At 65.9% G+C, this 24,414-nt stretch carries 22 protein-coding genes and 1 pseudogene; 12 read left to right on the top strand and 11 right to left on the bottom strand.

Features of this window, described 5'->3' with window-relative positions; translation table 11 throughout:
• The first annotated feature begins 19 nt into the window (after positions 1–19).
• The 4 genes from rpsR (at position 20) to NP4_RS25710 (ending at position 4,581) form a co-directional block, all read left to right on the top strand.
• A complete protein-coding gene (rpsR, locus tag NP4_RS25725; RefSeq protein WP_068002859.1) occupies positions 20–271 on the top strand; it encodes a 30S ribosomal protein S18 in 252 nt (83 codons plus the stop codon).
• 16 nt (positions 272–287) lie between these two features.
• Complete coding sequence (gene rplI / locus NP4_RS25720; RefSeq protein ID WP_062510877.1) at positions 288–743, top strand: 50S ribosomal protein L9; 456 nt, start codon at positions 288–290, stop codon at positions 741–743.
• A gap of 667 nt (positions 744–1,410) precedes the next feature.
• Entirely contained in the window at positions 1,411–4,002 is a 2,592-nt protein-coding gene (gene dnaB / locus NP4_RS25715) for a replicative DNA helicase (protein ID WP_068002855.1), read from the top strand.
• Positions 4,003–4,311: 309 nt separating this feature from the next.
• The gene (locus NP4_RS25710; RefSeq protein WP_147288067.1) at positions 4,312–4,581 is read left to right on the top strand and encodes a hypothetical protein; all 270 of its coding nucleotides are present in this window, start codon (positions 4,312–4,314) and stop codon (positions 4,579–4,581) included.
• A 369-nt stretch (positions 4,582–4,950) separates the two neighbouring features.
• Here the strand turns inward: NP4_RS25710 and NP4_RS25705 are convergent, their stop codons facing one another.
• The gene (locus NP4_RS25705; protein ID WP_068002928.1) at positions 4,951–5,874 is read right to left on the bottom strand and encodes an LLM class flavin-dependent oxidoreductase; all 924 of its coding nucleotides are present in this window, start codon (positions 5,872–5,874) and stop codon (positions 4,951–4,953) included.
• 145 nt (positions 5,875–6,019) lie between these two features.
• Between NP4_RS25705 and NP4_RS25700 the strand changes: the two genes are divergently transcribed.
• Entirely contained in the window at positions 6,020–6,715 is a 696-nt protein-coding gene (locus NP4_RS25700; protein ID WP_082876218.1) for a TetR/AcrR family transcriptional regulator, read from the top strand.
• A 227-nt stretch (positions 6,716–6,942) separates the two neighbouring features.
• Positions 6,943–7,872 (top strand): NADP-dependent oxidoreductase, encoded by a 930-nt coding sequence (locus NP4_RS25690; protein ID WP_068002849.1) that lies wholly within the window; start codon positions 6,943–6,945, stop codon positions 7,870–7,872.
• Here the strand turns inward: NP4_RS25690 and NP4_RS25685 are convergent.
• Positions 7,865–8,197, bottom strand: a complete 333-nt coding sequence (locus tag NP4_RS25685; protein WP_211335948.1) for an FAD-dependent monooxygenase — start codon at positions 8,195–8,197, stop codon at positions 7,865–7,867. The two genes, NP4_RS25690 and NP4_RS25685, sit on opposite strands and share 8 nt — an antisense overlap.
• 35 nt (positions 8,198–8,232) lie before the next feature.
• A complete protein-coding gene (locus NP4_RS25680) occupies positions 8,233–8,628 on the bottom strand; it encodes a RidA family protein (RefSeq protein WP_068002846.1) in 396 nt (131 codons plus the stop codon).
• Positions 8,629–8,726: 98 nt separating this feature from the next.
• On the opposite strand from NP4_RS25680, the gene NP4_RS25675 reads away from it, so the two are divergent.
• Positions 8,727–9,134 (top strand): MarR family winged helix-turn-helix transcriptional regulator, encoded by a 408-nt coding sequence (locus tag NP4_RS25675; RefSeq protein ID WP_068002843.1) that lies wholly within the window; start codon positions 8,727–8,729, stop codon positions 9,132–9,134.
• An 87-nt stretch (positions 9,135–9,221) separates the two neighbouring features.
• Positions 9,222–10,307 (top strand): serine hydrolase domain-containing protein, encoded by a 1,086-nt coding sequence (locus NP4_RS25670; RefSeq protein WP_068002840.1) that lies wholly within the window; start codon positions 9,222–9,224, stop codon positions 10,305–10,307.
• Here the strand turns inward: NP4_RS25670 and NP4_RS25665 are convergent.
• The 4 genes and pseudogenes from NP4_RS25665 to rpoB all read right to left on the bottom strand — a co-directional run bounded on the left by NP4_RS25665 (position 10,289) and on the right by rpoB (position 15,783).
• Positions 10,289–11,554 (bottom strand): RNA polymerase sigma factor, encoded by a 1,266-nt coding sequence (locus NP4_RS25665; protein WP_068002837.1) that lies wholly within the window; start codon positions 11,552–11,554, stop codon positions 10,289–10,291. The genes NP4_RS25670 and NP4_RS25665 overlap by 19 nt on opposite strands.
• Positions 11,551–11,943 (bottom strand): YciI family protein, encoded by a 393-nt coding sequence (locus tag NP4_RS25660; protein WP_068002923.1) that lies wholly within the window; start codon positions 11,941–11,943, stop codon positions 11,551–11,553. The genes NP4_RS25665 and NP4_RS25660 overlap by 4 nt, the downstream gene beginning before the upstream one ends.
• A 91-nt stretch (positions 11,944–12,034) precedes the next feature.
• A pseudogene (locus NP4_RS41185) lies at positions 12,035–12,121 on the bottom strand (RidA family protein); the annotation flags it as partial.
• A gap of 263 nt (positions 12,122–12,384) precedes the next feature.
• Positions 12,385–15,783 carry a DNA-directed RNA polymerase subunit beta gene (gene rpoB, locus NP4_RS25650; protein ID WP_068002830.1) on the bottom strand — a complete coding sequence of 1,133 codons (3,399 nt, stop codon included), beginning with the start codon at positions 15,781–15,783 and terminating at the stop codon, positions 12,385–12,387.
• Positions 15,784–16,125: 342 nt separating this feature from the next.
• Between rpoB and dprE1 the strand changes: the two genes are divergently transcribed.
• A complete protein-coding gene (gene dprE1 / locus NP4_RS25645) occupies positions 16,126–17,529 on the top strand; it encodes a decaprenylphosphoryl-beta-D-ribose oxidase (protein ID WP_068002827.1) in 1,404 nt (467 codons plus the stop codon).
• A 181-nt stretch (positions 17,530–17,710) separates the two neighbouring features.
• Positions 17,711–19,396: a cutinase family protein gene (locus tag NP4_RS25640; protein WP_068002825.1), complete on the top strand. Its 1,686-nt coding sequence runs from the start codon at positions 17,711–17,713 to the stop codon at positions 19,394–19,396.
• Between the two features lie 59 nt (positions 19,397–19,455).
• Here the strand turns inward: NP4_RS25640 and NP4_RS25635 are convergent, their stop codons facing one another.
• Positions 19,456–19,986, bottom strand: a complete 531-nt coding sequence (locus NP4_RS25635) for an NUDIX domain-containing protein (protein ID WP_068002821.1) — start codon at positions 19,984–19,986, stop codon at positions 19,456–19,458.
• A 39-nt stretch (positions 19,987–20,025) separates the two neighbouring features.
• Between NP4_RS25635 and NP4_RS25630 the strand changes: the two genes are divergently transcribed.
• Positions 20,026–20,670 carry a class I SAM-dependent DNA methyltransferase gene (locus NP4_RS25630; RefSeq protein ID WP_245998423.1) on the top strand — a complete coding sequence of 215 codons (645 nt, stop codon included), beginning with the start codon at positions 20,026–20,028 and terminating at the stop codon, positions 20,668–20,670.
• Positions 20,671–20,688: 18 nt separating this feature from the next.
• Entirely contained in the window at positions 20,689–22,224 is a 1,536-nt protein-coding gene (locus tag NP4_RS25625) for a phytoene desaturase family protein (protein WP_068002818.1), read from the top strand.
• A 3-nt stretch (positions 22,225–22,227) separates the two neighbouring features.
• Here NP4_RS25625 and NP4_RS25620 read toward each other — a convergent pair whose 3' ends face one another.
• The 3 genes from NP4_RS25620 to NP4_RS25610 form a co-directional block, all read right to left on the bottom strand.
• Positions 22,228–23,007, bottom strand: coding sequence for a class I SAM-dependent methyltransferase (locus NP4_RS25620; RefSeq protein ID WP_068002816.1), 780 nt, complete (start codon positions 23,005–23,007; stop codon positions 22,228–22,230).
• A gap of 32 nt (positions 23,008–23,039) precedes the next feature.
• Complete coding sequence (locus NP4_RS25615) at positions 23,040–23,600, bottom strand: dihydrofolate reductase family protein (RefSeq protein ID WP_068002812.1); 561 nt, start codon at positions 23,598–23,600, stop codon at positions 23,040–23,042.
• Positions 23,601–23,692: 92 nt separating this feature from the next.
• Entirely contained in the window at positions 23,693–24,319 is a 627-nt protein-coding gene (locus NP4_RS25610) for a DUF459 domain-containing protein (RefSeq protein ID WP_068002809.1), read from the bottom strand.
• Positions 24,320–24,414: the final 95 nt, after the last annotated feature.

Raw genomic sequence — 24,414 nt, 5'->3', positions numbered from 1 at the left:
GGCATTACGGAGTAAGACAATGGCCAAAGCACCGGCGCGCGAAAAGGTGCTGAAGAAGAAGGCGTGCACGTTCTGCAAGGAAAGCAAGACCGGCACGGTCAACATCGACTACAAGGACACGGCACTGCTGCGCAAGTACGTCAGTGACCGCGGCAAGATTCGTGCCCGTCGCGTCACCGGCAACTGCGTGCAGCACCAGCGCGACATCGCCGTCGCGGTGAAGAACAGCCGCGAGGTAGCGCTGCTGCCGTACGTGTCCACGGCTCGCTGAGAACGGGAGGCACACGATGAAGCTGATTCTTACCGCTGATGTGGACAACCTCGGTGCCCCCGGCGACACCGTCGAGGTCAAGGACGGTTACGGCCGTAACTTCCTGCTGCCGCGCGGCCTGGCGATTCCCGCCACCAAGGGCGCGCAGAAGCAGGTCGAGGGCATCCGCCGGGCGCAGGACGCCCGCCGCGTGCGCGACCTGGACCACGCCAACGAGCTCAAGCAGGCCATCGAGGGCCTGACGGGCGTGTCGCTGTCGGTGAAGACCGCCGGCACCGGCAAGCTGTTCGGCTCGGTCACCTCGGCCGATGTCGCGGGCGCCATCAAGACCGCCGGCGGCCCGGTCGTCGACAAGCGCAGCATCGAGCTGCCGAAGTCGCATATCAAGACCACCGGCAAGCACGGCATCGTGGTGCATCTGCACCCCGACGTCGCCGCCAAGGTCGACCTGCAGGTCGTCGCCGCCGAGTGACGGCGCTGCCCTAGCGAATTCGCCGAAGGCCACCCTCGAACATCCCGAGGGTGGCCTTCGGCTGCGCTTCCGAACAAATAGCTATCGATTAGCTCTCTTGTCGCTTCGAGGTAGCGCCGTCAACGCGAACGCGGTGGTCACGGAATTAGCCCCAGTTCGGGATGGTTTGGGGACAATTTTCGGAACCGACCACCCGTATTGTGATCCACGCCATAACCGGAGAGAGCACTGTTAACCCAACACGCCCGGCTGTTCATCTTGAACGACACGCCGAGGCGTTATCGATCCACAGGTGGATAGCTTCGAAAATGGCCCGCTATCAGTGGGAATCATTGATGTGACCTACCTTTTCCCCAGGTAGTACACAGGGCCTGCACAACAGCGGGTGAACTGTCCCCAGATTATCCACAGACGTGTGCACATTTCGGTTTGGTAGTCCCCAGTTCGGTCCCTAAGGTTGGCTCCCGGTGTCGTGATCCGACGCCCAGGACGGTCGCGTTCCGCGTTACCTACCGAGCACACCATCGGTTTGCTGCCCTCGCCACGAGGCCCGCACAACCCGGGTCGATCGGTTCGGTACGGATCCGGAACGTGTCGTACCCGAGGCGTACAACCAGACATCGATAACCTCGGAACCGGGCGTGATGAGAGAGGACGGTCGAGTCTGGTGGCAGTCGTCGACGATCGCGGACACTCGGACTATCAGGACGCTCCCGGTGAGGATTTCGGTCGCCAGCCGCCGCACGATATGGCGGCCGAACAGTCGGTGCTGGGCGGCATGCTGCTGTCCAAGGACGCCATCGCCGATGTGGTGGAGGTGTTGCGCCCCGGCGACTTCTACCGCCCCGCGCATCAGGCCGTCTACGACGCTGTGCTCGACCTCTACGGCCGCGGCGAACCCGCCGACCCGGTCACCGTCGCCGCCGCCCTCGACCGCCGCGGCGAACTCAAGCGCATCGGCGGCCCGCCCTATCTGGTCACTCTGACCCAAACCGTCCCCACCGCCGCCAACGCCTCCTACTACGCGGAAATCGTTGCGGAGAAGTCGGTTCTGCGCCGCCTGGTCGAGGCGGGCACCCGCATCGTCCAGTACGGCTACGCGGGCGCCGACGGCCAAGACGTCGCCGAGGTCGTCGACCGCGCCCAGGCCGAGATCTACGAGGTCACCGAGCGCCGCTCCAGCGACGATTTCATGCCCCTCGAGGAACTGCTCCAGCCCACGATGGACGAAATCGACTCCATCGCCAGCCGCGGCGGCATGTCCCTCGGCGTCCCAACCGGTTTCACCGAACTCGACGAAATAACCAACGGCCTGCACCCGGGCCAGATGATCATCGTCGCCGCGCGACCCGGCGTCGGTAAGGCGCTCGCCCTGGATACGCCGCTGCCGACACCGACGGGCTGGACCACGATGGGCGAGGTCGCTGTCGGCGACCACCTGATCGATGCCGACGGTCGGCCCACCCGCGTCGTGGCCACGACCGAGGTCATGTCGGACCGGCCGTGCTATGAGATCGAATTCTCCGACGGCACCGTGATCATCGCCGACGAGCAGCATCAATGGTTGACCGAGACTCGTTCATCGCGGCGCTCCGCCAAGCAATCCGCCGCAATACGCACCACCGCGGAGATCGCCGCCAGCCTTCGATGCGAGACCGCTGATCGACGACTGAACCATTCGGTGACCAACGCTCGACCGCTTCAGCTTCCGCCTCGTGATCTGCTGGTCCCGCCGTACACGCTCGGCGCTTGGCTCGGCGATGGCACTTCGGCCTGCGCGCAGCTGACAACCGCCGATCCGGAGATCGTCGCTCGGATCGAGGGCGAAGGAATAGTCGCCGTGCCGTCGTCGACCGCCATCCTCCGGTACAGCCTGCAACTTCCTGCGGACGAACCCGTCCCAGCACGTGCGTGTGTAGTTTGCGGAGCCGAATTCGTCCCGTTCACAAGCGAAGTCCGGACGTGCGGTCGATCCTGTGGCGGCAAAGCCCGCTTTCTCTCCGCTCCGGTTCCGCAACCGACCTGCCGCAATTGCGGCGGCCCCTCGATTGGGCTACGTCTGTGCCAGACGTGCCGCAATTCGATCGGTACGGTGCAGGCTCGGCTGCGCACGATCGGTGTACTCGACGACAAGCACATTCCGATCGAGTATCTGCGCGCCTCCGAACGTCAACGCCGCAGTCTGCTCGCCGGATTGCTGGATACCGACGGGACAGTCACACATGCTGGTTCCGTCCAGTTCACAGTCACCAACGAGAAGCTCGCACGTGATGTCGAGGAGTTGATCGTCGGTCTGGGATACCGCTGCCAGATGTCGACCAAGAATGTCGCCGGTCGGTTCGCCCATACGTCGACGGCCTACACACTGACCTTCTCGACCGACGACGAAGTTTTCGGTCTGTACCGAAAGAACTTGCTGCACAAGCAACGCCGCGCGAGCCACGGCACGGCCCGTTCCGGTTCTCGATACATCGTGGACGTGCGACGCATCGCGAGCATCCCCGTACGCTGCGTCGAGGTCGACAATGCCGATCATCTCTACCTCGCCGGCCGATCCATGGTTCCGACGCACAATTCCACGCTCGGAATGGATTTCATGCGGAGCTGTTCGATCAAGCATGGTTTGGCGAGTGTCATCTTCTCGCTGGAAATGAGTCGCACCGAGATTGTCATGCGTCTGCTGTCGGCGGAGGCGAAGATCAAGCTCGGTGATATGCGTGCGGGTCGGATGAGTGATGACGACTGGACGAAATTGGCGCGGCGGATGAGTGAGATCAGCGAAGCTCCGCTGTTCGTGGACGATTCGCCGAATATGACCATGATGGAAATTCGCGCGAAGGCGCGGCGGCTCAAGCAGCGTCACGATCTGCGGCTCGTGGTGGTCGACTACCTTCAGCTGATGACCTCCGGCAAGAAGGTCGAATCCCGTCAGCAAGAGGTCTCGGAATTCTCCCGAAGCCTCAAACTGCTCGCCAAGGAGCTCGAGGTTCCGGTCATCGCGATCAGCCAGCTGAACCGAGGTCCCGAACAGCGAACCGATAAGCGCCCCATGGTCTCCGACCTCCGCGAATCCGGCTCGCTCGAACAGGACGCCGATATGGTCATCCTGCTGCACCGCCCGGACGCCTTCGAACGCGACGACCCCCGAGGCGGCGAGGCCGACCTCATCCTCGGCAAACACCGAAACGGCCCCACCGCCACCATCACGGTCGCCCACCAGCTGCACCTCAGTCGTTTCGTGGACATGGCACGGGGTTGACGTTCGGCGGCGGCTGTAGGGTCCCAGAAGTCGCAACAGCCCTGGATGGGAGCCGCCCCATCGTGGATGCGCCACCAGAATCGGAAACCTGCTGCGGTGGTGCAGTTTCCGCGCAATCGTCGGCTTCACCAGCGGGCTTTTCCGTCGATTCGCCCGCGTAACGCCTCCCCCACCCCACAATCCCGCTGAACAATCAGTTTGGAAACGGGCACTCAGGGGCACGCGGAGGAACCTCAGGTTCGGGGTCGTAACCGCCGTCGTCCACTACATAAGGGCACATAGCTGCCGCAATCTCCCAATCCTTGGGTCATGGATTCGGTGTCCTATTCTGGCAAGGTTGCCGGCATGCGAACAGTATGGAGATCATTTGCGGCCTGTGCCGCCGCATTGGTTGTGGTCGGGGCGGTGGCGGGCAACGCGAGTGCCGAGGGCACGTTCATCGGCGAGTACGAGACTCAGTCGGCGTGCGTGCAGGCGGGGGAAAAGTGGCAGGCGTGGTACGGCAGCTCCGACACCCGGCCCGACTGCGTCTATGGTCAGCAAGGTAGCGGCTGGCAACTGTGGATCCGCTCGATCTGAGCGGTAGAACTCGCCTCCCGAGTAGGACGGGTGTGCCAGGGGATACTTGATTTCACCGAACATGAGTGGAATGTGGCCGCTGCCAATGCTTTTGGGGAGGTAGCAGCGGTCACGGCGGGGTAGGTGTGCGCCAGCGTCGCGAGGTGATGTGGCGGCTCGGCGAGCGGCAACCTCGCGAACTCGACCTTGGCCTCCTGCCGTGCGCCGAACGATGGCCTTCCTCGACGACGCCCACAGGCTCGGACTGCTATGCAGCGTCGGACCGGTCTACCAGTTCCGGCACGCCGAACTCCAAGACCACCTGGCCATGACCACGCCACAACTTCCGCGGCGCTACAGGCGACGGTGATATGGCGGGTCGCCGGTCGGTCAGCGCTCGGCGATTGCCGCGCGGACCGCGGGTACGACTTCGTCCGTCCAGCGGCGCAGGGATGTGTCGTCATGGCTTTCGCCGGGACGGACCAGGTAGTTGAATCCGGTTGCGCCGCCTTCGAGTACGGCGAAGGTGAGCTCCTCCACCCACTGCTGGACCCCGCCGCCTGCCCAGCGGCCCCCGGCGTCGCGGGTCTGCGACGGCGGAACCGGGTCCCGGGTGACAGGCCCCGCCACCAGGTAGACAGTGCCGACGTCGTTCGGCTGTCGTCCGGCCGAAACCGCCGCCTCTTCGATGATTGGTCGCGCCGAGGCGACCAGCTCGCTTCGCCAGTCTGCCGCATGTGGCGGGATCCAGCCGTCCGCGCGGCGTCCGGTGACGGCCAGGCCCTTCGGGCCGCCCACGCCCACCCAGATCGGCGGCGTGGGTGACGGAGTCGGCATCAGGGCGGTGACCTGATAGAACTCGCCGTCGAAGGTGACCGGCTCACCGCCGCCGGTGAGGGCTCTCACGACGATGATCGCCTCCTCCAGGCAACGAATGCGCGCACCGGGCGACAGGCGAGGGATACCGAGTGGGTCGACTTCCGACGGAGACCCGTTCGCTCCGAGCACGAGAATCGCCCGATCACCGGAATGCGCGGACAATCCGGCAATGGTCCGCGCGAGCATGGGCGCGGGGCGGCTGAACAGATTCGTGCAGATCACGCCGCCGCTGATCGTGCTGGTCGCGCCCAGTACGAAGCCGAGCGTGGCGTACGCGTCGACCCGATCCGCGGCTGTGGGGTGGTCGCTGAGGCTGAAGAAATCGAGACCGGCCTCGTCGGCGCCGCGGGCGTGCCGGTGCATGTCGCGCACCTGGTGAATGCCGTTCTCGAGTCCGAGGCCGAACAGGACTTTGCGGTTGTGGCTGGTGGCCATGAGGTGCCTCCGGGAGATGAGGTAGAGCTGGTAGAACATCGTTCGTAACGAACGTCGTTCGTAACGAACAGAGTACGCTAGACTGAAGTCGGTCCACCAGGCCCGCCACTGTTCACCACGTCACTCTCAGGAGTTCCCCCCACCGATGAACCCCACGAGCCGCCAGCGCTCGACCCGTGACCGCCCCGCCAAGGCGCCGCTGAGCGTGGACGTCGTCGTGGACGCAGCGCTGACACTGCTGCAGTCCGAGGGCCTGCAGGCGGTCACGATGCGGAAGGTCGCGGCCGCCCTGGACACCGGACCTTCCTCGCTCTACGTCTACGTCTCCGGACGCGAGGGCCTGATCCAGGCGATGCAGCAGCGCGTCTTCGCCACCGTCGAACTCGAGACGCCGGACCCCACGCGCTGGCGCGAGCAATTGCACGCGCTGCTCGAACGCGTCCGGCGTGCACTGGTTACGCATCCTGGAATCGCCACGACGCTCATGGCCGAGGCGCCAGCCACCGACGCGAGCCTGCAGTTGGTCGAGAACCAGCTGGGAATCCTGCTCGCCGGCGGGATCGCGCCCCAGCAAGCCGCCTGGGCCACCGACATCTTCGCGACCCTGGTGACCCACTCCGCCGTCGAGCCCGATATGCGGCGCGCCAACAGCGGCGAACCGGGCGACGCGAGCTACGCGACTTTCACCGGCCTCCCGCGCGACCGGTTCCCGCTGCTCACCACGTACGCCACCGAGCTCGTCACCGGCGATGCCGAGCAGCGCTTCCGCGTCGCCATCGACGTCGTCATCGACGGCCTGCTCGCCGGCGGTGCGACGCGAGACCATGGCGACGAAATATGAAGAACTCGTGCCGGATTCGCCGGCCTCGTGTGATCGATCCGTATCATTCCCCGATGTGACCGCGCACGGGGGTCATGGCACCCGGACGTCCGGCCTCGACCTGCATATAGGCCGTATCGGCCGCAATGTTCGCGCCGACCTCATGAATGCCTTCCGTGCGGCGATTCGTACCGGCCGATTGGCCTGAACCCAGGTTTCGACCCGAAAACGGATTAACGTCTGGGGACATGAAGGCCATCACCGTCAAGGACCAAGCAGCCGGGCTCGATGGTTTGACCCTGACTGATCACCCCTACCCACACGCTGCCGAGAACGACGTCATCGTGCGGGTCTGCGCGGCCGGCTTCACCTCCGGCGAACTGGATTGGCCGGGAACTTGGACGGACCGAGCGGGCCGCGATCGGACCCCCAGCGTGCCCGGTCACGAATTGTCGGGCGTCGTGGCTGAACTCGGATACGGCACCACCGGTCTCACTGTCGGACAGCGGGTGTTCGGGCTCGCCGATTGGACCCGAGACGGATCGCTCGCCGAGTACACCGCGGTCGAGGCCCGCAACCTCGCACCCCTCCCGGCGGACGTCGACCACACCGTCGGCGCCGCCTTGCCGGTCTCCGGTCTGACCGCGTGGCAGGCGCTGTTCGACCACGCCCGGATCCAACCCGGGCAGACCGTCCTGATCCACGGCGCGGCGGGCGGCGTGGGATCGATCGCGGTGCAGCTCGCGCACAGGGCAGGCGCGCGGGTTATCGGCACGGGCCGCGCCGGTAACCGTGACGTCGCACTCGATCTGGGCGCCGACGCCTTCGTCGACCTGCAGACCGAGCGTCTGGAGGACGTCGGCGAAGTCGACGTGGTCCTGGACGTGTTCGGCGGAGAGATCCTCGAACGCTCGGCCGGATTGGTCCGCGCGGGTGGCACCCTGGTCACCATCAGCGAGCCCTCAGAGGCCAGGCCGCGCGATGGCCGGACGATCTTCTTCGTCGTCGAAGCGGACCGAGTTCGGCTGGCAGAGCTGGTGAACCTCGTCCGCGAGGGCAGTCTGCGCGTTCTGGTCGGTCCCCGCTATCCGCTGTCGGAGGCACCGAAGGCCTTCGGTTCCGGACGCCACGGTGGCGGGAAGCCGATCATCGTGCCCGATCCGTCGGCACTCAATTGATTCCGGCGAGCAGTTCTCCGAAGAGTTTGCCCGCTGCGCGCGAGCTGGATTGGCGTTCCAGTTCGGCCCGGGCGATCTGCCTGCGGAAGGCGGAGTACTCGCCGAGCAGCGTCGAATCGTCCCTGTGGATGTGGTCGATGACAGCGCGGGCGAGCACCTCGGCGTCGTGCAGGGCGAGATGAATTCCCTTGGCGCTCATCGGCGGAACGATATGCGCCGCATCCCCGAGCAGGTACACCCTGCCGTAACTCATCGGATCGATCACCACCGCGAGCAGTCGGTCATAGGCGCCGGGCCGGATCTCGCGCAGCAGCGGGGTCACCACGAATACGCAAGGGTGGGCGACCAATTCACCGCTGCTCAGCGGGCCAGGGCGGTGACCTCCACCTCGATCTGCCAGTCGGGCTGGGCGAGGGAGGAGACCTCGAGCAGGGTGTCGGCGGGGTAGGGCTCGACGAGGAACTCGCCGCGGAGCTGAATCACCTTGTCGAGGTTGGCGGCCATATCGGTGACGAAGATGCCGACCTTGATCACATCGTCCAGGTGGGCTCCGGCCTGTGCCAGCACCTTGCGGATATTGGCGAACGCCTGTCGCCCCTGGGTCAGGAAGTCGTCGGAGACGGTGCGTCCCCGCTCGTCGATGCCCGCCTGACCCGATACGTGGATGAGGCCGTTCGCCTTGATGGCCTGCGAAATCTTGTACGGCTCATACCAATCGGGGGTGGTGGCGATCTTCTCGGCGCGCTGGGCGGTCATGGCGGTCCTCCAGTATCTGTATGCACATGCAATTAATGTAGGTGCATGCAGATATTGTCACTGCATGTAATCTGATGTCAACAGGAAGGCGGTGGGGCATGGACACGGTGGTCTGGGATCGGGTCGTGACGCTGCACGGCATGGTGAGCCAACGGCTGGCCAAGGAGATGCAGCGGCGGCACGGGATCGGAATGTCGGAGTATCAGGCCCTGTGTCAGCTCGTGCACGCCGACGACGGTGAGCTGCGCATGCAGGAGTTGGCCGAACTGGTCGGGCTCAACCAGAGTTCGGTCAGCCGCCTGGTCGCCCGCCTCGAATCAGCCGGGCTCACCCAGCGCGACCTGTGCCCCAAGGACCGCCGCGGCGTCTACACCGTGATCACCGAGCAGGGGCGCGCGCTGCACGCGAAGGCCGAGCCGACCTACCGGAAGGCCGTGACCGAGGCCCTGAACGAGGCGGCCGCGGACAACCGATTGACCGAATTCGTCGCCGAGCTCCGCGCCTGAGAACCTCGGCCCGCAATAGAACGGCAAGCAGGCTGGCGCGCCGAAATTCACTGGCGCGAAACGAGAAAACCGAGTTGGGTACCGCTCATGGCCCAGATCGAGGGTGCCTGTGACGAGCGATTCGACGTCGTGCGAGAGGCCCTGTCGGCGTCGCTGGACGATCGAGATGTCGGCGCGTCCGTCGCGGTATACCTGAACGACGAACCGGTAGTGGATATCTGGGGCGGGTACGCCGATGCCGAGCGCACTCGGCCGTGGGAGCGGGACACGATCACCTGCGTCTGGTCCACCACCAAGACGATGGCCGCACTGTGCGCATTGATCCTCGCCGATCGCGGCGAGATCGACCTGGACGCGCCGGTGGCGAGGTACTGGCCCGAATTCGCCGCCGCGGGCAAGGAAAAGGTGCTGGTGCGGCATGTACTCGGCCATACCTCGGGCCTGGCCACGTGGCGCGAGCCGGTGCGCACCGAACAGCTCTACGACTGGCAGCGGATGACAACCCTACTGGCAGAACAGGTTCCGAGTTCGGAGCCCGGCGTGGCGGGCGGCTATCACGCGGTGACCCAGGGGTATCTGATCGGCGAGATCGTCCGCCGGGCGACCGGCCGCAGCCTCGGGGTGTACTTCGCCGAGGAGGTCGCCGGTCCACTGGGCGCGGATTTCCACATCGGGTTGGCCGCCGAGCACGACCACCGGGCCGCCTCGATCATCCCGCCCGAGACCCGACCGCCCGAAATCGTCGCCCGGGGCCCCGGAAATCCGCCCATCCCGGCGCGAATCGCCGACACCGAGGCGTGGCGCAGGGCGGAGATCCCCTCGGTGAACGGTTACGGCAACGCGCGGTCGGTCGCCGCCGTGCAGTCGGTACTCGCCTGCGGCGGCCGGGCGCGCGGCGCGCGACTGCTGTCGGAGGCGGGCTGCGAGCGCGTACTCGAGGAACAGTTCCTCGGCGAGGACGAGGTACTGGGCACCCGGGTGCGCTACGGCATGGGCTACGCCCTGCAGGGACGGATGTGCACCTGGGGCGGCTGGGGCGGTTCGATCGTCACCGTCGATCTCGATGCACGCCTGACGGTTTCGTATGTGATGAACCGCATGCTCGAGCAGGGACCGCTGGGCGACGATCGCGGCCTGAGCATCGTGATGGCCGCCTATGGCGCGGCGCGATAGTCGACTCGCTTCGGTTCGAGTCGGCGCATTCGAGCATTGAGGTAGCGCTGTTCGGGCAGGCTGGCGGTGAGCCGGGCCGCTTGGCGATAGCTTTCGACGGCCGACACCGGGTCGCCGGACATTTCCAGCAGATGGGCGCGCACGGCATGGGTTCGGTGATGCCGTCGCATGACCGGATCGTCGAGTAACGGCTCGACCAGCGCCAAACCGGCCGCGGCACCCACCGACATACCGATCGCCACCGCCCGATTGAGCGTCACGATCGGACTGGGCGCTACACGGGTGAGCATGGCGTAGAGCACGCTGATCTGCCGCCAGTCGGTGCTCTCCCAGGCGCTCGCCTCAGCGTGCACGGCGGCGATCGCGGCCTGTAGCTGGAACCGGCCGACATGCCCACGCGGCAACACCTTTTCGAGGATGTGCACACCCTCGGCGATCTGCTCTGGATCCCATCGGGAGCGGTCCTGTTCGGCCAGCGGTATCAGTTCTCCGCCGACGGTTCGGGCGGACGCGCGGGCATGGGTGAGCAACATCAGGGCCAGCGCGCCCGCGACCTCGTCGTGATCGGGCAGCGCCGTGTGCAACTGCCGGGTGAGGCGAATCGCGTCCTCGGCCAGATCCGAATCCACCAGTGCGCCGCCGTCCGAACGCGTATGCCCCTCGGTGAACAGCAGATGGCAGACGTCGAGTACGGCCGCGATGCGCGCGGGCAGTTCGGTATCGGCCGGGAGCTCGAATACCGCACCGGCCGCGCGCAGCGTCGCACGCGCGCGCGAAAGACGCTGTGCCATGGTGCGTTCCGGCACCAGATACGCTGCGGCGAGCTGCGCGGTGGTCGAACCGGCGACCGCGTGCAGGGTCAGGGCGACCTGCGAGGAGCGACTCAGGCTCGGATGACAGCACAGCAGAAACAGCCGCAACCGATCATCCTCCGCGGCGGGTCGCGCGTGATCGGCCGGTGGCGCGAGATACGCATCGCCCGGCTGCGCGACGGCCACGGCTTCCTCGCGCCCCGCCCGTGCCCGGTCGGCCCGCAGCCGGTCGATCAGCCGCCGCGAGGCGACCCGGATCAGCCAGCCGCGCGGATTGTCGGGCACGCCGTCGCGATCCCATTGCCGCGCGGCCGCTTCGGCGGCCTCCTGCGCGGCGTCCTCACAGTCGCCGAGATCACCGTGCCTGCGCAGCAGGGCGGCGAGGATATGCGGCGACTCGCGCCGCCACACATCCTCGACCACCCGCACACTCATTGATCGTCACCGCCCGGCCGCATGGTGGGCCGCAATTCGACGGTCTCGCCCGGTCCGGCGAAATGCGCGACGATCTCCTCGGCCCGCGCACGACTGTCCACATCGATGAGGAAGAATCCGGCCAAATGCTCCTTGGCCTCCGAATACGGACCGTCGGTGACGAGCGGTTTGCCATCACCCCACCGATACAGTCGCGAGGATTCAGGCGCGCCCAGCGCCTCGCCCGTGATCAGCTCCCCCTTCTCGTGCAGTTCGCCGAGCAGCTTCTCGAAATCGGAGTTCACCCGATCCCGCTCGGCCTGCGACATGTCCTGATATTCGGGTAGATAGTCCGAGGTCGGATGTCCCCACGGCTGCGGGTTGGAGTGAATCAGGATCACGTACTTCATCATCGGCTCCTTGTGCCAGGCTGCGGACGCGCCGGTCGGCCCATCCTCACCCGAGACGTCGGAGCGGCGCGCGCGGTATCGACATTCCGGTTCAGTCGAGTACGGCGAACGCCTCGACCTCGACGAGTACATCGGGCTCGAACAGATAGTCCACGCCGATGGCCGACAGCGGCGGCAGCGCGGTCACCGTGGTGCTGCCGCCGGATGTCGACACGCCGCAGCTGGCCGGTGAATCAGCCACCAGGCCAGCGGAATTGGCGGCCTTGAACAGCGGTACGCCGATCACCGCCGATGCCGTCGCGCGGGCGCTGCTGCTCGGTGCGGCCCGCGGAAAGGCGACGGTGGTGCCGTCGTTGAGCAGTCGCCTGACACGGTGGTTCGCGGGCGTCGCGCCGGGACTGATGGCACGTCTGATGGAATTCTCATTGCCCGCGCACAGCGTCAGCTCGACAGATCGTCGATTGCTGCGGATTCATTGCGCGACAAGGTGATTCCGAGATTGGCCGCGGCGCGATCGACCTCGTCGTCGCGGTCATTGCGCAATTCGACCGTCGCACCCGCCGAGAGCACCTCCACGTTCAGGCACAGCGACTGGAGTTCCTTCAGCAAGACCTTGAACGACTCCGGGATACCGGGTTCGGGGATGTTCTCGCCCTTGACGATCGCCTCGTACACCTTGACGCGGCCGACGATATCGTCGGATTTGATGGTCAGCAGTTCCTGCAGGGTGTAGGCGGCGCCGTAGGCCTGCATGGCCCAACATTCCATCTCACCGAAGCGCTGACCACCGAACTGCGCCTTACCACCGAGCGGCTGCTGGGTGATCATCGAGTACGGACCGGTCGAACGCGCGTGGATCTTGTCGTCGACCAGGTGGTGCAACTTCAGGATGTACATGTAGCCGACCGCGACCGGATACGGGAACGGCTCGCCGGTCCGGCCGTCGAACAGTGTCGCCTTACCGTCCGGCCCGACCATGACCTCACCGTCGCGATTGGGCAGTGTCGAGGCCAGCAGTCCGGCGAGCTCCTCCTCGCGGGCCCCGTCGAAAACCGGTGTCGCGACATTGGTATCGGGCCCCACCGACAGCAATTCCTCGGGCATGCGCCGCGCCCAGTCGGGACGGTCGTCACCGGCGAGCCGAATCTTCCAGCCCGCCTTGGCGACCCAGCCCAGATGCGTCTCCAGAATCTGGCCGATGTTCATACGCCGCGGCACGCCATGGGTATTGAGGATGATGTCGATCGGAGTGCCGTCGGGCATGAACGGCATATCCTCCTTCGGCAGAATTCGGCCGATCACACCCTTGTTGCCGTGTCGTCCGGCGAGCTTGTCGCCGTCCTGGATCTTGCGCTTCTGCGCCACGTACACCCGGACCAGCTCATTGACGCCCGGCGGCAGATCGTCGTCGTCATCACGCGAGAACACCCGAATACCGATGACCTTGCCGGACTCACCGTGCGGCACCTTCAGCGACGTATCCCGTACCTCTCGCGCCTTCTCACCGAAGATCGCGCGCAGCAACCGCTCCTCGGGCGTCAGCTCGGTCTCACCCTTCGGGGTGACCTTGCCGACCAGGATGTCGCCGTCGCGAACCTCGGCGCCGATCCGGATGATGCCGCGCTCGTCGAGATCGGCCAGCACATCGTCGGCCATATTCGGAATGTCGCGGGTGATCTCCTCCGCGCCCAATTTGGTGTCACGGGCGTCGATTTCGTGCTCCTCGATATGGATCGAGGTGAGCACGTCCTCCTCCACCAGGCGCTGCGACAGGATGATCGCGTCCTCGTAGTTGTGACCCTCCCACGGCATGATCGCCACCAGCAGATTCTTACCGAGCGCCATCTCACCGTCGTCGGTACTGGGACCGTCGGCCAGCACCACACCGGCCTCGACCCGATCGCCCTCGTCGACGATCGGACGCTGATTGGCGCAGGTGCCCTGATTCGTCCGGGCGAATTTGCGCAGCCGATAGGATCTGCGGGTGCCGTCATCGGCCATCACCGTGATGAAATCGGCCGAAACCTCCTCCACCACACCGGCTTTCTCGCTGAGGACGACATCACCGGCGTCGATGGCGGCGCGCATTTCCATACCGGTGCCCACCAGCGGCGCCTCCGAACGGATCAGCGGCACCGCCTGTTTCTGCATATTGGCGCCCATCAGGGCGCGGTTCGCGTCGTCGTGCTCGAGGAACGGGATCATGGCCGTGGCCACCGAAACCATCTGCCGCGGTGACACATCCATATAGTCGACATCGGCCGAGGCGACGAGTTCGACCTCGGAATTCTTGCGCCGCACCGCGATTCGATCGGCGATGAAGCGGCCGGCGGCATCGAGCGGCTCATTGGCCTGCGCCACGATGTGGCGGTCCTCCTGATCGGCCGACAGGTAGTCGACCTCGTCGGTGACCACGCCGTCGATCACCTTCCGATACGGCGTCTCGATGAATCCGAAGGGATTGACCCGCGCGTATACCGACAGATAGCCGATCAGACCGATACTCGGCCCCTCCGGCGTCTCGATCGGGCACATGCGCCCGTAATGGCTGTAGTGCACATCGCGCACCTCGAGTCCGGCGCGCTCGCGGGTCAGGCCACCCGGTCCGAGCGCCGACAGGCGGCGCTTCTGGGTGAGGCTCGCGAGCGGATTGCGCTCGTCGAGGAACTGCGACATCTGGGAGGTGCCGAAGAACTCCCGGATCGCCGCCACGACGGGACGGATGTTCATCAGGGTCTGCGGCGTCATCGCCTCGACGTCCTGGGTCGTCATGCGCTCGCGCACAACGCGTTCCATGCGCGACAGACCCAAACGCAGCTGATTCTGGATCAATTCGCCGATGGTGCGCAGCCGCCGATTGCCGAAGTGGTCGATATCGTCGAGTTCCACCGGGACCTCGACGCCGCCCGGGGCGGTCATCACATTGTCGCCCTGATGCAGCCGCAGCAGATATTCGACGATCGCGGCGAGGTCCTCCTCGGTGAGCACCGGGGTTCCGACGATATCGGCGTGCAGGCCGAGTTTGTTGTTCATCTTGTAGCGGCCGACGCGGGCGAGGTCGTAGCGCTTCTCGTTGAAGAACAGGTTCTCCAGCAGGGTCTGCGCGGACTCCTTGGTCGGCGGCTCGCCCGGACGCAGCTTGCGATGGATGTCGAGCAACGCTTCGTCGAGGCCGGAGGTGTTGTCCTTCTCCAGCGTCGACATCATGATCCCGGAGAAGCCGAACCGCTCGGTGATCCGTTCGGCGGTCCATCCGAGGGCCTTGAGCAGCACCGTTACCGGTTGGCGGCGTTTGCGATCGATGCGCACACCGACGGTGTCGCGCTTATCGATGTCGAATTCCAGCCACGCGCCGCGCGAGGGGACGACCCGGGCGCTGTGCAGCGGTTTCTCGGTGCCCTTGTCCACGGTCTCGTCGAAGTAGACGCCGGGCGAGCGGATCAGCTGTGCGACGATCACGCGCTCGGTGCCGTTGACGACGAATGTGCCCCGGCTCGTCATCATCGGGAAATCGCCCATGAAGACCGTCTGCGACTTGATCTCGCCGGTGTTGTTGTTCATGAACTCCGCGGTGACGAACAACGGCGCCGCATAGGTCAAATCCTTGTCCTTGCACTCCTCGACCGAGGCCTTGACCTCCTCGAAGCGAGGATCGGACAGCGTCAGCGACATCGTCCCGGCAAAGTCCTCGATGGGACTCATCTCCGCGAGCAGCTCCGCCAGGCCCTGGCCGACGAGCCACGCGAACGAATCGGTCTGCACCTCCAGCAACCCCGGGACATCCAGTGGCTCACGGAGTTTGGCGAACGAAACGCGCTTCAAGATACATCCTTCCAGCACCTCGCACCGCCCGCACCCGCGTGCGGTCGGCCCGGTATCTGCTTGTCCTGTCGGAGGTTTTCCTGTGCACCGCGCCCGCGACATCCGGACCTGACTCGACAAACAACGGGTGGTAATCGGCATGCAGACAAAGCCGAATCCACGGTCGATTCGTATTTCGAGAGTCGGACAGCACGCGCCCCGGTGCGGATTCCTAAATTACACCCCGATTGGAAGAATGTCGAGAGCACGACAATATTTGCACCAATTATCGAGTGCGTTCCCCTATTAATAATGACATCGAATAGGTTGCCGGTCAAGTCGATTAGCGGTAATCCGCCAATATGCGCATCCACGACCGGTATGGTGGTCCCAGTGAATTACACTAGTAGTGGGTCGGTGATTGATCGACGCCCGTTGTCGGGCTGGAGTCGGACCGCGCCGACCGTGGCACGAGTGCTTTCCACGCCCGATATCGACGCGATCGCACGCGCTGTCCGCACGGCCGGACCACGGGGGGTCATCGCTCGGGGCCTGGGCCGCAGCTACGGCGATCCGGCGCAGAACGGCGGTGGCCTGGTCATCGATATGACCGCCCTGGCCCGCATTCACGATATCGATCCCGACAGCGGCGTCGTCGACGTCGACGCGGGGGTCAGCCTGGACGCGCTGATGCGCGCGGTACTGCCGTTCGGACTGTGGGTTCCGGTGCTTCCCGGTACCCGGCAGGTGACCGTCGGGGGCGCGATCGCCTCGGATATCCATGGCAAGAACCATCATTCGCACGGCAGCTTCGGCAATCACGTGCTGTCCCTGGATCTGCTCATCGCCGACGGCTCGGTGCGCACGCTCGCACCGGAAGGCGACGAGGCGGAACTGTTCTGGGCCACCGTCGGCGGCATGGGCCTGACCGGCATCGTGCTGCGGGCGCGAGTGCGGATGAAGCACACCGAGACCGCGTACTTCATCGTCGATTGCGAGCGGACCCGCAATCTCGATGAGACGATGCGGCTGCTGACCGACGGGTCGGACGAAGGCTACGAATACTCGGTGGCCGTGCCGGACACGATCAGTACAGATGCGAAGCTGGGCCGGGCGGGTTTCAGCCGCGGAAACCTCGCGACCGTCGATCAACTACCGGTCAAGCTCCGCCGCGATCCGCTGCATTTCGCCGCGCCTCAACTGCTCACCGTGCCCGACATCTTCCCCAGCGGAATGGTCAACAACCTGACCACACGAATCGGCGGTGAGCTCACCTATCGCGTCTTCGGTAAGCAGGCCCGCGGTCAGATCCAGAACATCACGCAGTTCCTCCATCCACTGGATGTGATCGGGGAATGGAACCGCGCCTACGGACGTCGCGGTTTTCTGCAGTACCAGTTCTCGATGCCGTTCGGCGCGGAAGATCGACTGGCCGAGGCCGTGCGAGCGATCGCGCATTCCGGGCACAGGTCATTTCTCAACGTGTTCAAACGCATGGGCTCGAGTAGTCCGGCACCGCTGTCCTGGCCACATCCGGGATTCATGCTGAGCCTGGACTTTCCGCTCGCACCGGGCCTGAACGAGTTCTGCGCCGAACTGGATCGTCGGGTGCTTGCGGCCGGCGGTCGGCTGTACTTCGCCAAGGAATCGCGCACGACACCCGAGTTGATCTCCGCCATGTATCCGCGACTCGACGAGTGGCGGCGTATCCGCGCGACCGTCGATCCGGAGCGGATATTCGTATCCGATCTTGCGCGGCGGCTGCGACTGGTCGCGGACGACTGATCGAATGCAGTTGTTTTCAGGGGCTTGACCCGCGCTCGAGGTCGGAGAAAGCCGATCTCGAGCCCATAACCGATGCCACACGGTAACACCGGCGGCCTGTTTTACGACGTCTCTGATGGCACATGGCCCGTCGGGGGGCCTGTTCGTATTTGCTTCTCGGTTATGAAATGGGGATAGGGACATGTCCTTCCGCGAGTTCCTGGTGCGGCACCGGATCGCCTCGGCGATCGCGGCGCCCGCGACGCTGGGGGTGGCGGCGATCGTCGCGGTCGCGCTGCTGCCGTCGACGAATGCCACCCGCACCGCCGATACGCAGCTGAAAGCCTCCGTCACCGAATGCCATGACATGGTGACCATCTCGGTGGCCGGACGCGGCGACAGCCCGGCGGCCGGAACCACGAAGCTGCTGGTCGGGGCGCACGGCGAGGAGTTGCCCGCCGCGGCGGCCAGTGACTACAGCAGCCACTGGGAGGACCCGATCGTCAACGCTCCCGCGGGCGCGGTGAGCGACCCCAATTCCTATGCCGCCATGTACATCGCATATCCGGCGAATATGGCGACCTACGAGGATGCGGTCAATGCCGGTGTCGCGAATACCGAACGGGTCATGACCGAGATCCGCAAGGCCTGCCCGGACACCAAATTCGCGATCGTCGGTTACAGCGAGGGCGCGGACGTCGTGCGCCGGGTCGCCATGCAGATCGGCAATCAGGAAGCCGACAAGGACGGCAACTACGGCATCGTCGATCCGAACAAGGTCAACGGCGTTGTGATCCTCGCCGATTCGGGCCGCTCGGCGGGTGACGGGCCGTTCATCGGCGCGAAGGATCCGACCCATCCGGACAACTTCGATCAGAAGTACCAGAACGGCACTGTGTCGCCGATTTCCGGTCAGGGCGCGCTGCCCGGTCAGGCCGGCGGCTTCGGCAAGCTGAACGGCAAGGTCGCCTCGTTCTGCTCCGAGGGCGATCTGACCTGCGCCGCGCCGCAGAACATCTCGCTGCTGCAGCTGGTGGTCAATGTCGGCCGCCAGATCAATGCCGACAAGTTGGAGAGGGAGGGGCTGAATCCGGCGACCGGTCAGGACGTCGCGGTCACCCTCGGCAAGATCGCGTTCAACGCATTCAACTACATCTCCACCCAGCCGAACTGGATGGCCAGCGACGAGACCTTCCTGTCGGTGCTGCTGCGAGTCTCGGATCCCGCCTACAAGCCGGGCCAGACGCCGCCGCCCGCGCCGAAGGCCGATGCCATCGCCAAGGATCAGATGTCCCCGCTGGCCTATCTGCCGCAGAAGGTCTTCAACGAGATCGTCGGCCTCATCGTGACCAACCAGAACACCATTCCGGTCGTCATGAGCGATCCGTACAACCTCACTCTCGGCCCCAATGCCAGCGGTCATCACTTCGACTACTGGAAGAACGCCGATCAGGCCAACGGGCGACCGATGACCTCGGCCGAATACGCGGCGGCCTGGCTCACCCATCTGGCCCAGGAGGCGCAGGCGGGCAAGCAGGTCGATACGAACTACCAGCCCAACGCCGCCGATCTGGACGCCGCGTACAAGGCCGCCGACTCCGCCAAGAAGGAGAAGACGAACCCGCCGGTCACCACCACCTCGGCCGCGGCGACCAGCACCGCGACCACCACCGGCGGCGCGGCGACCACGACCGCGACCACCACCCCGGCGACCACGTCCGGATCCGCCACGGCGACAACCACTCCCGAGGCGACCACATCCGCACCGACCACCACCCCCACGGTCGCGCCGACCACGACCGAATCGGCCAAGCCGACCACGACCGCACCGACCACGACGCCCACGACCACGCCGTCCGCGGCGGCGACCACCACGGCCGTGCGATAAACACAGCACCCCCGACAGCGGGCGCCTCGACACTGGTCGAGGCGCCCGTTCCTTTTCGCTCAGTGCCGCTCGTGCAGCAACAGCAGCGAATACGCGGCGATGGTCTGGGAATCGGTGATCTCGCCCGTGCGGATCATCCGCTCGACCGTCCCGCGATCGAACCAGGCCGACCGCATGTCCTGTTCCTCGAGTTCGCGCTCGGGCTCGCCCTCGGTGAGTTCGGTCGCCAGATACACCTCACCGCGCTGCGCGATGCAGCCGGTCGACACGTCGACCGCGCCCAGCCGGACCATCCGGCCCGCCCGCAACCCCGTCTCCTCCCGCAGTTCCCGGTGCGCGAGATCGGTCGGATCGCCCGCCGCGCGCCCGGGCAGCGCCCCCGCCGGGAATTCCCAGCATCGACGCTGCTGCGCATAGCGGAACTGCTCGACCAGATGCAGCCGATCGCCGTCCATCGGCACCACCAGGGCGAAATCGGGAAAGGAAACGACCCCGAAGATGCCGGTGGATCCGTCGGCCCGGCGCACGCTGTCCTCGCGGACCTCCATCCAGGGATTGGTATAGACCGTCTTCGATCCGAGCGTCTCCATATCGCGATTGTGCCGGTGCGGCCGGGATAGGGTGGGGCGGTGCGGGATTCGGTGACCGATGAGCGAACGGACGTGGTGGCCACGCGCGACGGCTACGACGCGATGGCCGAACGCTATGTGGCGTTCGTCGAGGGTTTGATGGACAGGCAGCCGTTCGATCGGGCGATGCTGCGGGTGTTCGCGGACGTGGTCCGGGGGCCCGTCGTAGAGGTCGGCTGCGGACCCGGCCGGATCACCGCGCATCTGGACGCGCTGGGAGTCGAGATATCCGGCATCGATCTGTCGCCGGAAATGATCCGACTGGCTCGGACCGCCTATCCCGGATTGAGCTTCGGAGTCGCGGCCATGGAAGACCTGGACCTGCCCGACGGCTCGCTGGGTGGAATCGTGGCCTGGTACAGCATCATTCACACCCCACCGGAGCACGTGCCCGCGATCCTGTCGAAATTCGCCCGGGCTCTCACCGAGGGCGGACATCTGCTGCTGGCGTTCCAGACCGTCGACGAACCCGTCACCGTGATCGCGCGCGAGCACACGGTGGCTCGGGCGTACTGGTGGTCGGTACCCGGCCTGGAGGAGGTTCTGCGCGACAACGGCTTCAGCACCGTCGCGCGAATGGCCCGCGCGGCCGATCCGGACGAAAAGGGACCGCAGGGATATCTGCTCGCCACCAAGGCGCGCTGAACGTGGTATCCAGGGCAGATGCCAACTAGCTACGACGTCGTCATCGTCGGTGGCGGCCACAACGGACTGGTGGCGGCGACCTATCTGGCCCGCGCCGGGCGCTCGGTACTGGTCCTCGAGCGCGGATCGCACACCGGCGGCGCGGCGGTCTCGGAGCGGGTGTTCCCGGATTTCGACGCCCGGTTGTCGCGGTACTCGTATCTGGTGAGTCTGCTGCCGCGACAGCTCGTCGGGGAGTTGGGACTGCGGTTCGAGACGCGGCGGCGGCGCATATCCTCCTATACCCCCGTCGGCGAGGGCGGACTGCTGGTGGATACCGCGGACGCCGATCGCACCCGGACGAGTTTCGCGCGGCTCACCGGTTCGGACGCGGATCATCAAGCGTGGCAACGGTTCTACGCGATGACCGCCCGGCTGGCGCAGCGGGTGTTCCCGACCCTGACCGAACCGTTGCCGACCCGCGCCGAACTGTCGCGCGTCGTCGACGACGCCGTGGCGTGGGAGGCGATCTTCGAACGGCCGCTCGGCGAGACGATCGAGGCGACCTTCACCGACGACACCGTGCGCGGGGTGGTACTCACCGACGCGCTGATCGGCACCTTCACCTCGGCGCACGATCCAGAACTGCGGCAGAACCGCTGCTTCCTCTATCACGTCATCGGCGGCGGCACGGGTGACTGGGATGTGCCGGTCGGCGGCATGGGCGCGCTCACCGACGCACTCGCGGCGGCCGCTCGCACCGCGGGCGCGGAATTGGTCACCGACCGCGAGGTGACCGCGATCGAATCCGACGGCGTGCGCGCGGAGGTGCGCTACGACGGCGGCGCGGTCGGCGCGGGCCATGTCCTGGTCAATGCCGCTCCGCACGAGTTGGCCCGGCTGCTGGGCACGCCCGCGCCGGTGAAGCCCGAAGGGGCACAGCTCAAAATCAATATGCTGCTGCGGCGGCTGCCCCGGTTGCGCGATGCGGTGGATCCGCGCGAGGCCTTCGCGGGCACCTTCCATATCGGCGAGGGTTACGACGCGCTGGAGCGGGCCTATCGCGAGGCCGCGACCGGTGCGCCGCCGAGCGCACCACCGTCGGAGATCTACTGCCACACCCTCACCGATCCCTCGATCCTGTCCCCCGAACTCGCCGCGCAGGGCATGCACACCCTGACCCTGTTCGGTTTACACACTCCCGCAAGACTTTTCGCCGATGACCCGAACAGAGCTCGGGACAGGCTCGTGGAATCCACTCTCGCCCAATTGGATTCGGTGCTGGCCGAACCGATCAGCGAATGCCTCGCGGTCACCCCCGACGGCCGCCCCTGCCTGGAGGCCAAATCGCCGATCGATCTGGAGCACGAACTCGGCCTGCCCGGCGGGCATATCTTCCATCGCGATCTGAGCTTCCCGTTCCGCACCGATGACGATCCGACCCCGGCCGCGCGCTGGGGTGTACGCACCGAGTACGCGAATGTCTTCCTGTGCGGCGCGGGCGCGGTGCGCGGCGGCGGTGTCAGCGGAATCGCCGGGCACAATGCGGCGATGGCGGTGCTGGAGTCGCGCTGAGGGTCAGCGCCGAACGGCGCGAATGACCGAGGCGCGCAACGGCAGTTCGAACTCCCCGTTGCCGGTTTCCGGCCGGGCGTGCAGGAATTCGGAGATCCGGCCGAGCACCTCGGCCCGCTCGGCGGGCGTGATCACCAGGGTGTGCGAATGAGTTCCGATCGTCGCCGTGAGGTCGTCGGCGGTCTGCCGCTGGGAGTGCCGGAATTCGGCGCGCTCGAACGGCTCGAACCGGGGATGCGCGGGCAGGCGATCGTCGTCCGTGGGCGGGGCCGAGGCGTGCGACCAGGCCACCCGGCGCAGCTGGACGACCCAGTCGACGCTCGGATCATCGCCGTTCGACAGCGCGGCCAGGACACCGCCGGGCCGCAGCACCCGCGCGATCTCCGGGAACGCGCGCTCCTGATCGAACCAGTGGAAGGCTTGCCCGACCAGTACCGCGTCGACCGAATCATCCGGCAGCGGAATGGTTTCCGCGCTCCCGTCGAGTGCGGGCAGATCCGGATGATGCCGAGCGAATTCGGCGCGCATCGCCGCATCCGGTTCCACCGCGATCACCCGCGCACCCGCCGCGACCAGTCCGGAGGTGAGCTTGCCGGTGCCCGCCCCGAGATCGACGACCTCGGGATTCACCGTGCCGCCCAACGGCTCCAGTGCCCAGCGGATCGCCGCGAGCGGATAGTCGGGCCGATATCTGGCGTAGTCGGCGGCGCTGGGCCCGAACGAACTCGCTCGCCGGGCTTTCAACTCGGGATCGCCGCCATGCCAACCACTCGGGTGCGTCACCGACCCATGCTAGCCAGGCGACCCCGCCCGGTTCAGCCGAAATTCGGCCGGGTGACGGTATTCGAGCTCACCCGGTAGGTCGCGAGCACCACACCGTTGTCCAGCATCTCGGATTCGGCCACGGTCAGGGTCGCCTCGGCCTCGGTGGTATTGAACAGCCGCAGTCCGCTGCCCAGCAGTACCGGATAGATCACCAGGCGGTATTCGTCGACCAGTTCGTGCGCGCGCAGATGGTCGACGAGCGTGCCGGATCCGGCGACCAGCAGATTCGCCTCCGAGCGCAGTTTCGCGATACTCGCGGCGACATCGCCCTCGATACGCTGGGCATTCCAGTCCAGCTCGGTCAGTGTCGTGGTCGCCACATGTTTGGGCATGGTGTTCATCTTGTCTTTGAACTCACCCGTCTCCGGGTGATCCGGCCAGGACGCCGCGAACATCTCGTAGGTCGAGCGGCCCAGCAGCAGCGCGTCGGCATCCTGGAGTTCGGCGAATTTGTACTCGCCGATCCGGTCGTTCCAGAACGGGGCCGTCCAGGCCGGGTCCTGAATGAATCCGTCGAGCGAAACGAATTCGGCGACAACGATCTTCCCCATGAGCGAACCTCTTTTCCGTACTGCGATCAACCAACTCGCCGATACAGACGAGACAGCACACGGTAACTAATCGGTCGCCATATCGGCGCAGGTCAGCCAACCACCGGCAGGCCGGATCCGGGTTCGGACAGCCACAGCAGCCACAGCGGGACGATCATTGCGGCGAATTCCTCGTAACCCGCGGCGCTGGGATGGAAGCCGTCACCCGCGCGTACCTCGCGCATCCAGATCTCGCTCTGCCGCAGCGGCTGGTGGACCCGGACGTACGGAATCTCCTCGGCTTCGCAGACTTCGGTGAAATGCGCGTCCAGCTTCTCGATGCGGGCGTTCTGTTCGGCGTCGTCGACCGGCGGCGGGGCCACCACCATCGTCTCCCAGCGCCGGTCCTTGGCGCGTCGCAGGATCGCGGTCAGATCCGCGATGGACTGTTCGGTGGGCACCCGCGCCTTGCCCGCGTCGATCAGGGTGTCGTTGATGCCGAAGGAGAACACCACGCGCGCATCGGTGCTCTCGGGTAGCCGCTGTTCGCATTCGGGCTCCCAACGCGCCGCGATATCGGCGGAGGTCTGTCCGCGCACCCCGAGGTTGTAATAGGTCACCGGCCGACCGGCATTGGCCGCCCGCGCGGCCAATCGTCCCGCCCAGCCCAGATATTCGCGGTCACCATGTCCCGCCACCAGCGAGTCACCTACGAAGCAGATTCGGACATCTCGGCTCACCGTGTGATGGTTGCATGATCAAGCAAGTCCGCACGGTGAAATCGTCGCTACCGGTCGGTCGCCCACTACCCAATAAGATCTCCCGTGGCTTGTTC

It is taken from the genome of Nocardia pseudobrasiliensis NBRC 108224, assembly GCF_001613105.1.
Taxonomy (GTDB): domain Bacteria; phylum Actinomycetota; class Actinomycetes; order Mycobacteriales; family Mycobacteriaceae; genus Nocardia; species Nocardia pseudobrasiliensis.
Note: the sequence above shows the minus strand (reverse complement) of the source record. Positions and strands in the feature narration are given on the sequence as shown.

Excerpts from the sequence above, each read along its gene's own strand:
- NP4_RS25680 (WP_068002846.1), bottom strand. The coding sequence starts at position 8,628 with ATGACCGCCCAGCGCGCCGAGAAGATCGCCACCACCCCCGATTGGTAT.
- dprE1 (WP_068002827.1), top strand. The coding sequence starts at position 16,126 with ATGGTGGTCCCAGTGAATTACACTAGTAGTGGGTCGGTGATTGATCGA.
- rplI (WP_062510877.1), top strand. The coding sequence starts at position 288 with ATGAAGCTGATTCTTACCGCTGATGTGGACAACCTCGGTGCCCCCGGC.
- NP4_RS25690 (WP_068002849.1), top strand. The coding sequence starts at position 6,943 with ATGAAGGCCATCACCGTCAAGGACCAAGCAGCCGGGCTCGATGGTTTG.
- NP4_RS25700 (WP_082876218.1), top strand. The coding sequence starts at position 6,020 with ATGAACCCCACGAGCCGCCAGCGCTCGACCCGTGACCGCCCCGCCAAG.
- NP4_RS25625 (WP_068002818.1), top strand. The coding sequence starts at position 20,689 with ATGCCAACTAGCTACGACGTCGTCATCGTCGGTGGCGGCCACAACGGA.
- rpsR (WP_068002859.1), top strand. The coding sequence starts at position 20 with ATGGCCAAAGCACCGGCGCGCGAAAAGGTGCTGAAGAAGAAGGCGTGC.
- NP4_RS25710 (WP_147288067.1), top strand. The coding sequence starts at position 4,312 with ATGGATTCGGTGTCCTATTCTGGCAAGGTTGCCGGCATGCGAACAGTA.
- NP4_RS25675 (WP_068002843.1), top strand. The coding sequence starts at position 8,727 with ATGGACACGGTGGTCTGGGATCGGGTCGTGACGCTGCACGGCATGGTG.
- NP4_RS25665 (WP_068002837.1), bottom strand. The coding sequence starts at position 11,554 with ATGAGTGTGCGGGTGGTCGAGGATGTGTGGCGGCGCGAGTCGCCGCAT.
- NP4_RS25640 (WP_068002825.1), top strand. The coding sequence starts at position 17,711 with ATGTCCTTCCGCGAGTTCCTGGTGCGGCACCGGATCGCCTCGGCGATC.
- NP4_RS25660 (WP_068002923.1), bottom strand. The coding sequence starts at position 11,943 with ATGAAGTACGTGATCCTGATTCACTCCAACCCGCAGCCGTGGGGACAT.
- NP4_RS25705 (WP_068002928.1), bottom strand. The coding sequence starts at position 5,874 with ATGGCCACCAGCCACAACCGCAAAGTCCTGTTCGGCCTCGGACTCGAG.
- NP4_RS25670 (WP_068002840.1), top strand. The coding sequence starts at position 9,222 with ATGGCCCAGATCGAGGGTGCCTGTGACGAGCGATTCGACGTCGTGCGA.
- NP4_RS25615 (WP_068002812.1), bottom strand. The coding sequence starts at position 23,600 with ATGGGGAAGATCGTTGTCGCCGAATTCGTTTCGCTCGACGGATTCATT.
- NP4_RS25635 (WP_068002821.1), bottom strand. The coding sequence starts at position 19,986 with ATGGAGACGCTCGGATCGAAGACGGTCTATACCAATCCCTGGATGGAG.